Annotated in this window: 12 protein-coding genes, 4 tRNA genes and 1 rRNA gene; 16 read left to right on the plus strand and 1 reads right to left on the minus strand. The window is 35.4% G+C overall.

Annotated elements, in window-relative coordinates:
• From rrf to FFM55_RS07305, 7 genes are all read left to right on the plus strand, one after another.
• Positions 1-97 (plus strand): 5S ribosomal RNA (rrf, locus tag FFM55_RS07275); the annotation flags it as partial.
• 88 nt (positions 98-185) lie between these two features.
• Positions 186-1,478, plus strand: coding sequence for a helicase-related protein (locus FFM55_RS07280; RefSeq protein WP_042493617.1), 1,293 nt, complete (start codon positions 186-188; stop codon positions 1,476-1,478).
• Positions 1,479-1,719: 241 nt separating this feature from the next.
• On the plus strand, positions 1,720-2,145 hold the full coding sequence (locus FFM55_RS07285) for a ComF family protein (RefSeq protein WP_137600789.1): 426 nt from the start codon (positions 1,720-1,722) through the stop codon (positions 2,143-2,145).
• A 152-nt stretch (positions 2,146-2,297) separates the two neighbouring features.
• A complete protein-coding gene (gene hpf, locus FFM55_RS07290; RefSeq protein WP_042493620.1) occupies positions 2,298-2,858 on the plus strand; it encodes a ribosome hibernation-promoting factor, HPF/YfiA family in 561 nt (186 codons plus the stop codon).
• A gap of 112 nt (positions 2,859-2,970) precedes the next feature.
• The gene (locus FFM55_RS07295; protein WP_042493622.1) at positions 2,971-3,417 is read left to right on the plus strand and encodes a hypothetical protein; all 447 of its coding nucleotides are present in this window, start codon (positions 2,971-2,973) and stop codon (positions 3,415-3,417) included.
• Between the two features lies 1 nt (position 3,418).
• Positions 3,419-5,605 carry a Tex family protein gene (locus FFM55_RS07300; RefSeq protein WP_137600790.1) on the plus strand — a complete coding sequence of 729 codons (2,187 nt, stop codon included), beginning with the start codon at positions 3,419-3,421 and terminating at the stop codon, positions 5,603-5,605.
• Positions 5,606-5,759: 154 nt separating this feature from the next.
• A tRNA-Leu gene (locus FFM55_RS07305) sits at positions 5,760-5,843 on the plus strand.
• Between the two features lie 148 nt (positions 5,844-5,991).
• On the opposite strand, the gene FFM55_RS07310 is transcribed toward FFM55_RS07305, so the two are convergent.
• Positions 5,992-6,174, minus strand: coding sequence for a hypothetical protein (locus FFM55_RS07310; RefSeq protein WP_042493624.1), 183 nt, complete (start codon positions 6,172-6,174; stop codon positions 5,992-5,994).
• A gap of 226 nt (positions 6,175-6,400) precedes the next feature.
• Here FFM55_RS07310 and FFM55_RS07315 point away from each other — a divergent pair.
• The 9 genes from FFM55_RS07315 to FFM55_RS07355 all read left to right on the plus strand — a co-directional run bounded on the left by FFM55_RS07315 (position 6,401) and on the right by FFM55_RS07355 (position 15,987).
• Positions 6,401-6,490 (plus strand) — tRNA-Ser (locus FFM55_RS07315).
• 34 nt (positions 6,491-6,524) lie between these two features.
• Positions 6,525-6,598 (plus strand) — tRNA-Met (locus tag FFM55_RS07320).
• A gap of 5 nt (positions 6,599-6,603) precedes the next feature.
• Positions 6,604-6,693: transfer RNA gene (locus tag FFM55_RS07325), tRNA-Ser, on the plus strand.
• 79 nt (positions 6,694-6,772) lie between these two features.
• Positions 6,773-8,356, plus strand: coding sequence for an HAD family hydrolase (locus FFM55_RS07330; protein ID WP_137600791.1), 1,584 nt, complete (start codon positions 6,773-6,775; stop codon positions 8,354-8,356).
• Between the two features lie 195 nt (positions 8,357-8,551).
• A complete protein-coding gene (gene rny / locus FFM55_RS07335; protein WP_137600792.1) occupies positions 8,552-10,117 on the plus strand; it encodes a ribonuclease Y in 1,566 nt (521 codons plus the stop codon).
• A 955-nt stretch (positions 10,118-11,072) separates the two neighbouring features.
• Positions 11,073-12,116, plus strand: coding sequence for a PTS sugar transporter subunit IIC (locus tag FFM55_RS07340; RefSeq protein WP_228179650.1), 1,044 nt, complete (start codon positions 11,073-11,075; stop codon positions 12,114-12,116).
• 154 nt (positions 12,117-12,270) lie between these two features.
• Positions 12,271-13,023: an ABC transporter ATP-binding protein gene (locus FFM55_RS07345; RefSeq protein ID WP_042493631.1), complete on the plus strand. Its 753-nt coding sequence runs from the start codon at positions 12,271-12,273 to the stop codon at positions 13,021-13,023.
• 12 nt (positions 13,024-13,035) lie between these two features.
• Positions 13,036-14,826 carry an FtsX-like permease family protein gene (locus FFM55_RS07350; RefSeq protein WP_137600793.1) on the plus strand — a complete coding sequence of 597 codons (1,791 nt, stop codon included), beginning with the start codon at positions 13,036-13,038 and terminating at the stop codon, positions 14,824-14,826.
• A 282-nt stretch (positions 14,827-15,108) separates the two neighbouring features.
• Positions 15,109-15,987: an ROK family protein gene (locus FFM55_RS07355; RefSeq protein ID WP_042493635.1), complete on the plus strand. Its 879-nt coding sequence runs from the start codon at positions 15,109-15,111 to the stop codon at positions 15,985-15,987.
• Positions 15,988-16,029: the final 42 nt, after the last annotated feature.

Genomic DNA, 16,029 nt, shown 5'->3' on the forward strand with positions numbered 1-16,029 from the left:
GGTCACACCTGTTCCCATACCGAACACAGAAGTTAAGCTCAGTAGTGCCAAAAGTAGTTGGAGGATCGCCTCCTGCGAGGATAGGACGTCGCGATGCAACTTGGAAAGAGTTCACAGTAAAATGTGAACTCTTTTTTTGTGTACAAATATGGTAAATACCGTCTTTATAAAAAGGAGGTAGCATAATGATAGTTCATGACAAATCTCTGTTATATGGTCGATATGTAGTCTGTGCAAAAGAAAATATTGATGTATTACCAAATGATGTGAAAATTTTGCCAGCTATTCGAAATGGTCAGTGTACACGATGTCAAAGTAAAATTTTAAAAGCGTGGCAATTACCCAATAATGTTAGTTATTGTTGGGGCTGTTCAAAAATGGGGCGAATTACTTCTAATGATTATTTAATAACTTTAGCAGATCCAAATGATTTTAAGCATAGTGAACGTCCGTGTATTTGGGAAGGAAAATTAACGGCATTCCAAGAAGCAGTTTCTAATCAACAATTAATTGCTTTGAGAAAAAATATTTCCCATTTGACTTACGCAGTTACGGGAGCTGGTAAAACAGAAATGCTATTTCCAATGATAACCAAAGCAATCCAAGATAATATGCGCATTGCTGTTGTAGCGCCACGTATTGATGTTGTAATTGAATTAAAAAAACGCATACAAAATGCATTTATAATACCATTTGTGACCTTATATGGTGGTAGTAAAGATGAATATTACTACACACAATTAGTCATTGCAACGACGCATCAATTAATGACTTTCAAAGAGGCATTTGATGTTATTGTAATTGATGAAGTTGATGCATTCCCATATGTAGAAAATACAATGCTAAGTTATGCGACAGAGCAAGCTTTAAAAAAAACAGGTATTAAATTTTATTTGACAGCTACTTTAAATCAACAATTAAAAAAATTAGTAAAACAAGGAATGATAGGATTCTCAACATTACCCCGTCGATTTCATGGTTATGAACTTCCCAATTTAACAATTAAAATAGTACAAAACTGGAGGCGTAAATTACCACTTAAAGTGATTAAACATATTATGTATTTAAAACAAATGAAAATTAATTTTTTATTATTTGTTCCAGAGGTAGACGATGTTAAAAGGGTAGTAGCCCAATTAACAGGTACTGATATTAATATATTAGGAACTTACGCAACAGATGAAAAGCGATTAGAAAAAGTTCAAGCCATGCGTGCTAAACAAATTGATGGTTTGATAACAACGACTATTTTGGAACGTGGCGTAACCTTTAAAGGAATTGATGTTTTAATTCTTGGTGGAGATGAAAATATTTTTACAGCAACAGCATTAATTCAAATTGCTGGTCGATGTGGGCGTAGTTTAGAAAGGCCAACAGGGAACGTTACCGTGTATGCCAGAGAGAAAACAAAGCAACTGATGACGGCTATAGCAGAGATAAATTATTTAAATATATTAGGTAAGAAATATGACATGTGAATTATGTCAGCAATTTATTAAACAGTCTTGGAATTTAAATAAGTTATTTAATTTTTCATTTGTTAAACCAGAAATAGTGTGTCGTGACTGTTGGCGTGAATTTGAAATGATCAATCCTATAAATGGATGTTTAGAGTGCCAGATAAAGACAACTCAAGAATATTGCCAAGACTGCTTACAATGGTTTAAACTGGGTTATCCGAAAATTAATAATCAAGCATTATTTAAATATAATTTTAAAATGAAAGAATATTTTAAAAGTTATAAATTTGACGGCGGCTATCATTTACGTCTGATTTTTAAAGATATGATACAGCAAAAATTAGCAACAATAGATGTTGACCAGATTGTACCGATTCCAGTTACAGATAAGACGTATGCACAAAGAGGCTTTAATCAAGTTGTTGGTTGGTTAGAGGACTTAACATTTGCAGAATTACTAGAATATCGTTATTCTAATAAAAAGATACAGTCACAAAAGAATAGGCAGGAACGTCTAAATACGAAACAGCCGTTTAAATTAGCTGTTTCTCAGTCATATGTCTGTAATCAAAAGATTTGTTTGGTGGATGATGTCTACACAACTGGTCGAACATTGCGCCATGCAGCACAATGTTTATTGGATGCTGGTGCACGGGATGTAACGTCAATAACGTTATCACGGTAATGATACCAATTAAATGGTAACGCTTTCTTTTTTTGTTATTAATGTGTTACAATATAACTACCGAAGGGATACAAATTTAAATCTTCGGTAGGGTAAGATATAGATTTTGGGGATTAATATCTTGCAAATTCAGTTAGACAGGAGACGGAATTATGCTAGAATTTAAGGTACGTGGTGAGAACATTGAAATCACTGATGCAATGTCAGAGTACATCGAGAAGCGTGTTTCACGTTTAGAGCGTTACTTGAACACAGAAGCTAATTATATTGCTCGTGTTAATGTGCGTTCATATAAAGAAGGTACTTTTAAGACAGAAGTAACTATTCAATTACCATATTTATTGTTGCGTGCAGAAGATACACAAACAGATATGTACCAAACTGTTGATTTTGTTTCTGAGAAGTTAGAACGTCAAATTCGCAAGTACAAAACTAAGGTTAACCGCAAGTCTCGTGAAAAGGGATATAAGGGATTAGAGAATACTGATTTCATGGTTGAACCTGAAGCGACTGAAGACGATTCAGAAGATGGGTTGAACATTGTACGTACAAAGCATGTTGATTTGAAGCCAATGGATGTTGAAGAAGCTGTTCTTCAAATGGAGCTATTAGGTCACGAATTCTTCATTTTTCAAGATGCTGAGACTGATTTACCAGCGGTTGTTTACAAGCGTCGAGATGGTAAATATGCATTAATTGATACATTAAATTAAGGATAAGTATTGTATAATTTAAGATAGGAAATTTAAATCATACAATTAATTAAATTGAAACGATTAAGGCTGGGAATTTTTCCTAGTCTTTTTGTATTATAGGAGAAAAATAATGAGCAAGAAAAAATTTATTACGATGCAACAATATAGTGTTTTATTAGGTGGGCATATTGAAACCATTGAAGAAGCTGGGAATCATGTTGCGCCTTATTTTGAAAAATTAGATGAAGCAATAAAATCTGATGGCATTTCAAAGTTATCAGATCAAGAATTTGTAGAAATAGCAACAGAATTTGAAAATACGGTAGAAGTTTATCAAGACGTTGTTGGCAAGTTAAATGGGATGTCAGCACCTGTCCGATTTATTGGGGCCCACAAGAACATACAACAGTTATTTACTGCGTATACAAGTGCAACCAAGATGATGGCTGATTCTTTAGATACAAAAACAAAACAGGTTGATTTGACTGCATTTACACAATCAGAAAAAGACCAAGATATCTATTTAGATAAATTCTTTGCACAGGTTAGACGTATCTTTACTATGGGAACAAAATAAAATGTCAGATTTAGATCAAATGAACGAGATAATAGCAATTAATGTGCCAAAAAAGGTGGGTGAGCGGCTAACGTTACCTACTAAAAAGGTGCAAGCAGTAACCGATTTATTGAATGACGGAAATACAGTGCCGTTTATTGCTCGATATCGAAAAGAAGCGACGGGTAATTTGGATGAAGTTCAAATTCGTGACATTCAAACAGTTACTAAACAATTAACTGAAATCCAAAATCGTAAACAAACGGTTTATAAAGCCATTAGTGAACAAAAAATGATGACACAATCTCTTCAAAAAGCGATTGTAGCAGCAGATTCATTACAAAAGATTGAAGATATTTATTTACCTTATAAGAAAAAACGACAAACAAAAGCAACTGTTGCTAAAGAGGCGGGTTTGATGCCTTTTGCACAGTTAATCCAGACCTTTCCAGATGTTGATTTGAAATCAGTTGCGATGCAATATGTTAATCCGACAAAGGGCTTAAATACGAGTGATGATGTGTTTTCAGGAGTTCATGAAATTTTTGCAGAAGTGATTGGCGAAAACGCTGGACTTCGTGATTGGGTACGCCAATTTACTTATAAAAATGGTCATTTGGCTTCTAAATTAAAGCGTGGTGCTGATAAAAAAGATGAACAAGGAGTATTTGAATTATATTATGAGTTTGATATACCCTTAAAAAGGGTGCAAAATCATCAAATTTTAGCAATTAATCGTGGTGAAAGTGAAGGTGTATTATCAGGTAGTATTACTACTGATGAGGAAGCAATTAATCGTTATTTTAAATTCCGCTTAGTTGGTAGTAAAACAGGGTTAGCTGCCGATATTTTGAGTGCAGCAGCCAATGATGCCTATAAAAGGTTTATTAAACCAGCGATTGTACGTGAAATTAGGAAGGAGCTGTTTACGCAGGCTAGTCAGGATGCAATTAAGGTTTTTGGGACTAATTTGTATCATTTATTAATGGCGGCCCCACTGCGAGGACAAGTTGTATTGGGATTTGATCCGGGAATTCGTACAGGCTCAAAGTTAGCTGTAGTGGATAAAGCTGGTCAATTTTTGGATAAAGCAGTCATTTACCCTCATAAAGCACCCAAATATAATCCAAAAGATGCACGAGATACTATAATTAAATTAGTTAATAAATATGGTGTATCATTGGTTGCTATTGGAAATGGGACGGCTTCACGTGAATCACAGCAGTTTATTGTTGATATTATAAAAAAAGATTTACCAAATCTACGGTATGCAGTGGTTAATGAAGCTGGTGCATCAGTTTATTCAGCTAGTGATGTTGCGCGAGCTGAATTTCCAGAATTACCAGTAGAACAACGATCAGCCATTTCGATTGCTCGGCGTATACAAGATGCCATGGCTGAATTAATTAAGATAGACCCACAAGCTGTGGGGGTTGGTCAATATCAACACGATTTACCAACTAAAGAGCTATCTCTAGAATTAGACCATGTGTTAGAAACAGCAGTTAACCAGGTAGGTGTTAATCTAAATACTGCATCACCGCAATTGTTAACGCATATTGCAGGTTTAACGAGTACCACAGCCAATAATATTGTTACCTATCGTAATGAAAATGGCAGTTTTAAGGCGCGGACTGAATTAAAAAAAGTTGCAAAATTAGGACCAAAAGCATACGAACAAGCAGCAGGATTTCTACGGATTCCAAATGGTAAAAATGTGTTTGATAACACTGATATTCATCCTGAATCATATAAAATAGCTGAACAAATTTGTTTGGAAGCAAGAGTTGAAAATTTGGGGACACAAGCTGCAGACAAATTACGTCAACTAGATACACCTGCTTTTGCGCAAAAAATTAATGTCGGGTATCCAACGTTACATGATATTATTGAATCATTAATTACACCTGGTCGAGATTTACGTGATGATGCACCAATGGCAACGTTAAGATCTGACGTGCTGACAATGGATGATTTACAGGTGGGGATGCAATTACAGGGGACAGTGCGTAATGTCGTTGATTTTGGCGCTTTCGTGGATATTGGTGTTCATGAGGATGGGCTAGTCCATATTTCAAAATTGACGCAGGCACATGTTAAAAATCCACATACTGTTGTTGCTGTTGGCGATATTGTTACAGTTTGGGTAACTGAGATTGATAAAAAAAGACAACGCATTGGATTGTCGATGATTGAGCCAAATAAATAAAGTATATGTATGGTATTATAAAAGCCTTGTGCGCTACTTTTTTCAGGTAACACACAAGGCTTTTATTTGGAGTAAATAACGTTATTAAGCAAACGTTGGGTGGGTTGCATATACTGTAGATATTTGCTAACATTACCTGTGTATTGATAACGAAGCGAATGTGGCGGAACTGGCAGACGCGCAGGACTAAGGATCCTGTGGTAGAAATACCGTGAGGGTTCGATCCCCTTCGTTCGCATTTTTATGATTTTAGGAAACCCTTGGTATATTAACAAAATGTTGATATACCAAGGGCTTTATTTATTAGGGAATACTGATTTTTCTCATAATTAACTATTAGATATTATTATTTACTAAAACATTTGCTGTTTTAAAATTAGCACAAATTATAAGTTAATGGCATTGTAAATTAAGATAGCTGCACCAATAATAAATAAGACACCGCCCCAAACAATTTGAGTGACGACACTTTTATCACCAAAGTATAAACGAATAAGTGGGGCAGTATTACCTAGTATCGAGATTAAAAGTCCTAATATAACAACTGCTAAACCAATTAATCCAAGCATATTTTCTCCTCCAAAAAAACAAAATATAAAATATTGCGATATGTCATTATATAACAAAATATTTTTTATCTCGTTATTAATGTGATATCATAATACTCGAATTACGATATCTTTGTAAATAAAAAGATATCAATAATGAATTAATCGATTGTTTAAAAAAGTGTTGACATGTTTGGCTTAAAAAGGTAAGATATTCTTTGTGGTTGTGTTGTTCAATTACATACATGGAGATATACCCAAGTCTGGCTGAAGGGAACGGTCTTGAAAACCGTCAGGTCGGGAAACCGGCGCGAGGGTTCGAATCCCCCTATCTCCTTTTAACATCATTAGATGTTTTATTTTAATATTATAGCGGGTTGGAGCAGTCTGGTAGCTCGTCGGGCCCATAACCCGAAGGTCGTAGGTTCAAATCCTACACCCGCAATTAATGGAGATGTACCCAAGTCTGGCTGAAGGGAACGGTCTTGAAAACCGTCAGGTCGGGAAACCGGCGCGAGGGTTCGAATCCCTCCATCTCCTTTTTTAAAATAACCGTGTCCCTAGGGCACGGTTATTTTTGTAATCATGACATTTTCTAAGTATGCGAGGGGTTTAATATATGCCGGTACGTAAAATTCGATATTACCAATACGCAATTGTGATGTTTATGTTAGCATTGTTAGCTGTTATTTTTTTACCAACGTTGTTAAATACATCGCCGTTAGTGACAGCGCATATTAACCATTTGATAATGACGCTGTTTGGTTTAGGAGCTGTAACGATTGTGTATTTAGATGATCGTATGATAAAGCAAGCATTATATCAAAGTAAGCAAATGAAGACGGTGACTTTGTGGTTACCAATTTTGGGTCAAACGATTTGGTATTTAGTAGTATTGTGGATTTATCTTATTAATCTAAAAGATCACGCCTTATGGACCATGACACTACCAATGCTATTGTTTGGTATGTCATTTATGATGGGGTCATTAGGTTTACTACAACGAGAGACTTTGTCAATCATTGTTAATGACCCAATGAAAAAGACAACACGTCGATTGAATATCATGACAGTATTTTTGGCAATCTATGCGCTGCTATTCTTTGGCTTAACTGCCAGTTGGGTGTATGGTTTGACGATAATGGTATCAGTATTAATAATTGCTGATGCAAATTGGCCAGCGCTATGGGCTGGATGGCATCGAGAAAAAAGCTTGGATGACTTACCTGCACAAGGTATTAATTTCAAAGATGTTCGTGTTATTGAAAAGTTGCATAAAGTGTCAACGATTGTGACTGAAAAAAGAGGTGTCTTAACTGATGATAGCGTAACCGTTCACTCTATTTTGTCATTGGATGAACGTTATAGTGATTTTGATATATTAGGACTAGCAACAGGTCTACTAGCATTAGAGCCCAAATCTGGTTTATCACAGGCCATTATTAAGTATGCTGAAGATCACACAATTTTTCCTTCAACAGCTTCTGAACCAGAGATTGTATTTGGCGCAGGGGTGAGGGGTGTCGTTTTCAATGAACGTTTTGCTGTATTATCTGCTGCTCAAACATTAGCAGAAGGCTATATTGTTGATGAAGAAGCACTAGCAACCTATAAAAGTTTGGGGAATTCAGTCAGTTATGTTGTTGATAAATTACAAGTAATCGGTGTTATTACCTTTGGTGATACATTAAGTAAATCATTAATTTCATTAAATGACTTTTTTGTAAAACGTCATTTATCAGTAAAAATAGCTTCTGGAGATACTGTTGGTGCAACAGCGTCGTTACAAAAAATGATGTCATCATTAACTGATATAAAGGCTGACTTGACGCCAGATAATAAACAAGCACAATTAGATGAATGGTTAGCAAATAAAAATACAATGTTTGTCACTAATCAAGATAATTTACCAGATGACACAGATGCGATTACGGTTGCGGTTAATCGACCAGATCTTAACGCAGATATTCATGTTGAGAAAATTACAGACTTGAGGAAATTTTGGGCAACGGCAGATCGATTAATTCAGATAGATAAAAAGATGTTACGCTGGGCTAGTTTGCCAGTTATTATATTGTTATTATTAGCAGCTGGACTAGGTATATTTATTTCACCATGGTTGTATATCTCACCAATTATTGCAGTCATAATTCGTTATGTAATGAGTTATATGTTACGTTTGCAAATTAAAAATAAAAAATAAAGTAAATCGTACAATTAAAATAGTGCCATGTCATCATGAAAATGTTGATATGGCGCTATTTTGTTGTTTACAGTATCAGTCAGTTGCATTGACTTATGGTACGTAAAAGCCTAAAATTAGTTATGTGTTATTAAGCGCAAAAAAAAACACTATTGATTTGACATAAACGTCAATTCTCTAGACAGGAGAAACAAGATGAACAGCACATTAATGATCATCCTGTTGTTGCTTGTCGCAATCGTAATTAGTGGTGTGATTGGTTATCAAGTGGCTAAGACAAAAATTAACCATACGTTGACTATTTCACACCAAACCGCTACAGAAATAACGAGTCAGGCCGCTGTTGATGCTGAGCAATTAAAGAAAAATGCTTTAGTGGAAGCGCGTGACGAAAGCCAACGTTACCAACAACGTATTGAGAGTGAATTACAAGAACGCCGTTCTGCTGTAAAATCACAAGAAGATCGTTTGGTAAGTCGTGAATCTGTTTTGGATCGAAAAGATGCTTCACTACAAAAACGTGAAGAAGTTATTTCGAGCAAAGAAACAAAATTGGATCATCAACGCCAAAGTGTTAATGATAAGCAAAAACGTGCTGAGGAATTAGTCGCACAACGAGAAGAAAAACTTGTTGAAGTAGCTAGTTTAACTCGTGAAGATGCACGCAATCGCATTTTATCAGAGACTAAAGAGGCACTAGTTGCTGAACGAGCTGTGATGATCAAGGATAGTGAAGAGCAAGCCAGTGCAGAAGCAGATAAGCGGGCTAAGAACTTAGTTGTTAGTGCAATTCAACGTTCTGCTGCTGACATGGTGGCTGAGTCAACAGTCTCAGTTGTGACACTTCCAAATGATGATATGAAGGGTCGTATTATTGGTCGTGAAGGCCGTAATATTCGAGCTCTTGAGACAGTAACTGGTATTGATTTAATTATTGATGATACACCAGAAGCCGTTGTATTGAGTGGATTTGATCCAGTTCGTCGTGAAATTGCTAAGAATACCTTGGAAAAATTGATCGCAGATGGTCGTATTCATCCAGCACGTATCGAGGAAATGGTTGAGAAATCTCGTAAAGAGATGGATGAACATATTCGCGAAGTTGGTGAACAGACTATCTTTGATTTAGGTATTCATAATATGCATCCTGACCTAGTTAAAACAGTTGGTCGGATGAACTACCGTACAAGTTATGGACAGAATGTTCTTGTTCATTCAATAGAAGTCGCAAAACTAACTGGCTTGTTGGCAGCTGAGTTAGGGGAGGACGTTACGCTTGCCAAGCGCGCAGGATTATTACACGATATTGGTAAGGCTATCGATCATGAAGTAGACGGTTCGCACGTAGAATTAGGTGTCGAATTGACAACTAAATACAAAGAACGGTCTGTCGTGATTAATTCGATTGCTTCACACCATGGTGATGTTGAACCTGAATCTGCAATTGCTGTTTTGGTTGCTGCAGCTGATTCTATTTCAGCCGCACGTCCAGGGGCACGATCAGAATCTTTGGAAAACTATGTTCAACGTTTGCAACAGCTTGAAGCTATCGCAAATGAATTCAATGGTGTTGAAAAATCGTATGCTATTCAAGCAGGTCGAGAGGTTCGTGTTATTGTAGAACCAGCAGCTGTTTCTGATATTGAAGCAACTGTGTTGGCTCGTGATATTCGTAATCAGATTGAAAATGATTTAGATTATCCAGGGCATATTAAAGTAACGGTTATTCGTGAATCGCGTGCGATTGAGTATGCAAAATAAAACAATAACTAAATAAATTAAAAGAAGCGTAGGTATTTTTAATGCCTACGCTTCTTTTTGTATTAGTAAAAGATTGCTGTACGTACATCTAATTTGTCACATTAATACAAAAATGAAATTTTTCTAAAAAAAGCTTTACAAATATAATGGAAACGCTTACAATAGTACTTGTGTTAGAGATACGGGGGAACGTATACGAATAACAAGATTATGAAGTAATTAACGGAATTGGGGCCGTTAAGTTGGTATGTCGCATTTCACTCTTACTGTTCGAATTATCAATTGATTTCAAAAAAACTTGCTGAAAACTCTTCTCCTTCAGAAAAAAAGAATGATAATTAGAATTTTATTCGAGCAGTAAGAGGGTGATGAGACGACTCAATATCAACATCAACGCTTTCACAATCAAAAAATATTTTGTGGGTCGTCATCCACACCAAATCGTTTTGCGGATACGCAATACGATTTTTTTATTATAAAAAAATTAGAATCAAATTATTCGCATATTTAATTAATTATCGATATACTGTATGTATTCCCCGTGGTAGTTGCTTTAAAGCTATCAAGTATGTTTTTTAATGTACAGAACGCCGTAGATATACGGTGTTTTTATTTTTGTTAATTAAATTATGTTGACAAAAATGAAAAATAGATTAAAATAAATATTATCAATTAAGTAAAGGGGCAAAAATGATGATTAATATGACGTTAACAACTGAAACGAAGTATTACTTTTGGTTTTTTAGGTGACTATCCGAATGACCAAAAGCATTTTTGCTAGGTTTCGGATAAAAAATATCCGAAACCAAATAATAACCAATTTAATTGATAGATTGAATTGAATTTTATTAGGGACTGGGTATTTTAAAATAAATACCCAGTTTTTTATTGCAATCAAGACTGGGGAGATGTAGAGCTAAATTAGAGTAGTCGTAAAATTATGGGAAAAGGTATAATGAATATGAATAAAGTGAGTAAAAAAGAATTTGGACTAGCAATCTTGAATGGTAATGCGAGCGGTATCATTGTTGCTTTAATTCCAGCAGCATTGATCAGCCAGTTATTAGCGATAATGCCGCAAACTGAAATTGTGAAAACCTTAAATATGATGGTCATGTTATCACAGAGTGCATTGCCGTTGATTGCAGCATTTGCTGTAGGAATTTTATTGAAATTTGGGACTATCGAGAGTGCCTCAATGGCATTAGCCACTTTTATCGCTTCAGGTGTTGTCACGACACAACATGGACAGTTTATAATTAGTGGATCCGGTGTGATTTTAAATATAATGCTGACAACATTGATGGCTAGTTTGGTAACGATTTTTTTCCATAAAGTGCTTGGTCAATTACGAGCAGTATTTGAGCCGCTAGCTGTTTTAGTTGTTGGAGGTGGATTAGGGTTAGTAACTTTACCAATTATGGTATCAATCCAAAATAGTATTGGTAGGGTTGTGCAGGCAGCAACAACAACAGCACCGCTTGTGATGGGGATTTTGTTGGGTGCTTTATTTGCAATTTTAATTGTATCGCCATTATCATCTGTAGGAATTGCTACTGCTATAGGATTGGCTGGCGTTGGTGCAGGTGCTGCAAATGCAGGTATTGTTACGGCATCATTAGTGTTAGCGATTATGGGAATGAAAGAAAATTCATGGGGGTTATTTATTGCTCACTTTATGGGATCGCCTAAAATTCAAATGGCTAACATGTTATCAAAACCTAAGTTATTTATTCCTGTGATGATTGCGTCTGCCATTTCAGGAGGTATTGCTAGTCTATTAAAGATGGCAGGAACACCATTTTCAGCAGGATTTGGTATGTCAGGATTAATTGGTCCCATTACGGCATTGAATGAATCAAGCGGTAGTCAAATAGGAATTCGAGTTATAATTGTCTTCTTTGTAATCCCCATTGTTTTAGCATTCTTAATGAAATACATTTTTATTGATAAATTACACTTAATTGATACTAAAGATTTAAAACTACCAGAAATTTAATGATGTTATAAAACAGTTGTTCAAGCGATTAATACGCTGAACAGCTGTTTTTTTAATAAACAGCTAACAAAACATTTGACAACCCAATATTAGATTGTGTATAGTATTGCTTGTAACATAAAAGAAATAAATTGGAAATATTAGGAGAAGAGTTATGACTGAATCATTATTGATTGCTAATCAATTAAATAAAAGTTATTTAAGTGCAGCAGGTGTACAACAAGATGTTTTACATGATCTGTCATTTTCAGTAGATAAAGGTGAATTCGTTGCGATTATGGGTCCTTCTGGATCTGGTAAATCAACATTATTAAATATCCTATCAACATTGATGGCGCCAACTTCAGGGACTGTTACAATCAATAACAAAGATATTTGGCAACTATCTGACAAAGAAGTTTCAAAATTCCGAGGTCAGGATATGGGATTTATTTTCCAAAATTATAATTTGATTGACAGTTTAACTGTGCAAGAAAATATTAGTTTGCCACTAACTTTACAAAAAGCTAGTGTCAAAAAAATTAAGCAAGCTGTTCAAAAGGTCGCCCAAATGTTGCATATTGAAGAATATTTAAATAAATATCCAAGTGAGCTTTCAGGAGGACAACAACAACGTGTTGGTGCAGCGCGTGCTTTGGTACACAATCCGGCACTTATCTTTGGGGACGAACCAACAGGAGCATTGGATTCTGAAAATGCCCGTGAAATGATGAATTATTTAACAAATATTAATGCTAATGAAGGTATTTCAATTATTATGGTAACGCATGATGCTTTCTCAGCTTCATTTGCATCACGCATTTTGTTCTTAACTGATGGTGAAATTACTAAAACGATTAATCGAGATAATCAACCGCGTGAAGTCTTTTATCAACAAGTTTTGTCTGAATTAGGGAACTTTAATTAGTAGGAGGCGCATATGTTTGGAATTGCTTTAAAATCACTACGATCAAAGTGGCGTGATTATATTGTATTATTTGTTGGCTTGATCATCTCGGCGGCTATTTTCTATATGTTTAGTGCAATGGCTAATAACAAAGCATTTTTGGAATCTAATTCCATCGTGTCACAGATCTCAATCATTTTCGTAATTGGTGAAATTCTTTTAGGGATTATTACTTTTGTATATTTAAATTTTGCGAATGCATTCCTGCTACGATTACGTCAGTCAGACTATGGTTTGATGTCAATGTTGGGTGCAAGTAAAAAACAAATTAGTTCACTATTGTTACGTGAAACGTTAAGTATTGGTGTTATTGCAACAATCATTGGTATTATTGTTGGGTTTGCATTAACGTCATTGAGCAGTAGTTATTTGATTAAACTATTAGGGGTTGAATTAACCCATTGGCAATCAATTTCTATTAAGTCAGTTGTTATTACATTAGTATTTTTTACAGTTTTATTCTTGTTAAATGGTTTATATAATCAGCGTCGTTTGCGGAAACAAGATACTTTGACGTTACTATTGGCTAATAAACAAGTAAATCAACCTAAAGTACACGCAAAAGTAGATTTATTATTTGGTTTAATTGGGCTAGCTTTGTTAATTGGTAGTTATGCATTAATGCCAAAAGTAGCATCGATAGGCATGGCAGGCTTTGTACTTATCTTAATTCTGAATGTTTGGGGAACTTACTGGTTTATCAGTCGTACATTAAAAATGATAACGAATGGGATGCGTCAATCATCATTTAGTATGCGAGGATTACGTTCGTTTATTAATGGACAGTTATCATTTCGTTTACCAGATTATCAACGAATGTTATCATCAATCGCGATTATGTTTGCATTAGCCTTGGGTGCTATGTCAGTAGGTCAAGGTTACTATCGTATGTTGCCAAAGCTAGCTGAATCAAGCTATTCAATGACAGCAGTTTATGATACTGATAAGGTTAAAACGGATAACTTAAAAGATGTAACATGGCAACAAACATACCATTATGTTAAAAAGGGTCAAACAGTATACTTTAATGGTGCAGAATTTAATCAGAATAAATTACCAGCTCGAGTACCTGAAAAAAATGGGTCATCAATGCAGACAAAATGGTTAACCGGAGACTATATCCGTAAAACACCTGGATCTGAGTATACGCTGGAAGGAATTGCTAATCAGCTACTTAACCAAAGCTATGGGGCTAAAGTAGTTGTTACGCAAAATCAATCAAAAATGCCAGCTAATACACCAGTACAATCGTTACAATTAGTCAAAGTTGCTGATATGTTAGCCAATGAGAAAGCATTGGCACATAATGCTAATATTGAAGAAAAAGTAAACAATACTAAGGTAGAATTCGCTGCCGGTTCTTATGCAGGATATCAACAAACCAAAGGAATCTTTGGTGGTATTGAATTCATGGGAGTCTTTTTGGGAATTGGTTTCTTAGCAATGTTAGCAGCGACGTTAATGTTTAAGACATTATCTGGGGTTGCAGATGATAAGCAACGTTACCGTATTTTGTCAATGATTGGTACAAGTAATAAGCAAATTACACAGACTGTTGCTACTGATTTAGGAATCTTATTTGGTATTCCAATGATCATTGGTGTTTTAGATGTTATTTTTGGACTAAAAATGTTTGCACCATTAATGGCAGGTGAAAATAATATTTATCTTGGCTTTGGTCCGTCATTAGTAGGAATCTTAGTTTTGTATCTAATTTATTATATCTTAACAGTCTGGATGTATCGTCGTTTAATAAAAAACTAATTCGCCATTTTTATAGAGAATACGTTATAATGAAGACATATTCAAAATGTTGTGGAGTAATGAGACGTCCATACTATATAAAACGCCTATCTAAACGCGCAAGATAGGCGTTTTTTAATTCATCTATTTTATAGAGTCTGTTATTTTTTAATAGATCATTTGCGTAATCGTTTGCGCCTAAATTAATAATATTTTCTGTAAACGTTTGCATTTATTATCGAATTACATTAAAATACCTTACGAATAGAAAAATAAATTAAGAAATCATAGGGGGATTCCCAAATGTCATTGTTAGGTGCTATTGAAGCAGGTGGAACAAAGTTTGTGGTGGCTGTTGCCCCAGTTGAAGAGCCAGAAAAAGTGATTGCTCGTGAAAGCTTTCCAACAGAAGATGGTGCAACAACTGTTAAAAAAGTACAAGAATTTTTTGATCAATATGAAGATATTGCAGCGATTGGAATTGCATCGTTTGGGCCAATTGATGTTAAACCAGATAGTGCAACGTATGGCTATGTGCTAGATACACCTAAGCGGGGATGGTCAGGATATAACTTTTTAGGTGCTATGAAATCTTGGCGTGATATACCATACTACTGGACAACTGACGTGAATGCTGCTGGCTGGGCTGAATATGTTTCTGGTGCAGCATCAGATGTAGAAAATGTTGTTTACTTAACTGTTGGTACTGGTGTGGGTGCTGGTATTATTGCAAATGGTCAATTTGTTGGGGGTTACTCACATCCTGAAGCTGGCCATATTGTAATGGCTAAGCATGAAAAAGACACTTATGAAGGACTATGCCCATTCCATTACGATCGTTGTTTAGAAGGATTAGCTGCTGGTCCAGCTATGGAAGAACGTTGGGGAGTTTCAGCCAAGGAGTTACCTGATGATCACTTAGCATGGGAAATTGAAGCATATTATCTTGCACAAGCTGCATTGACATATACGGCCACATTACGTCCAGAACGGATTGTATTTGGTGGTGGTGTACCTCATCGTGAAAACTTACTACCAATGGTTCGTGAGTCATTTGCCGAACAATTACATGATTATCTTGCAGTTCCTGACTTAGACGATTACATTGTTTCAGTCGGTAACGGAGATAATGCTGGAATTTATGGTTGCTTCTATTTAGCAAAGGATATGATTTCTGACTAAACTATCTGATTTTAATAGTTACAAGCCCTGTTTACAAATTTT

Origin of the sequence: Weissella sagaensis, from assembly GCF_005405285.1 — a bacterium.
Taxonomy (GTDB): domain Bacteria; phylum Bacillota; class Bacilli; order Lactobacillales; family Lactobacillaceae; genus Weissella; species Weissella sagaensis.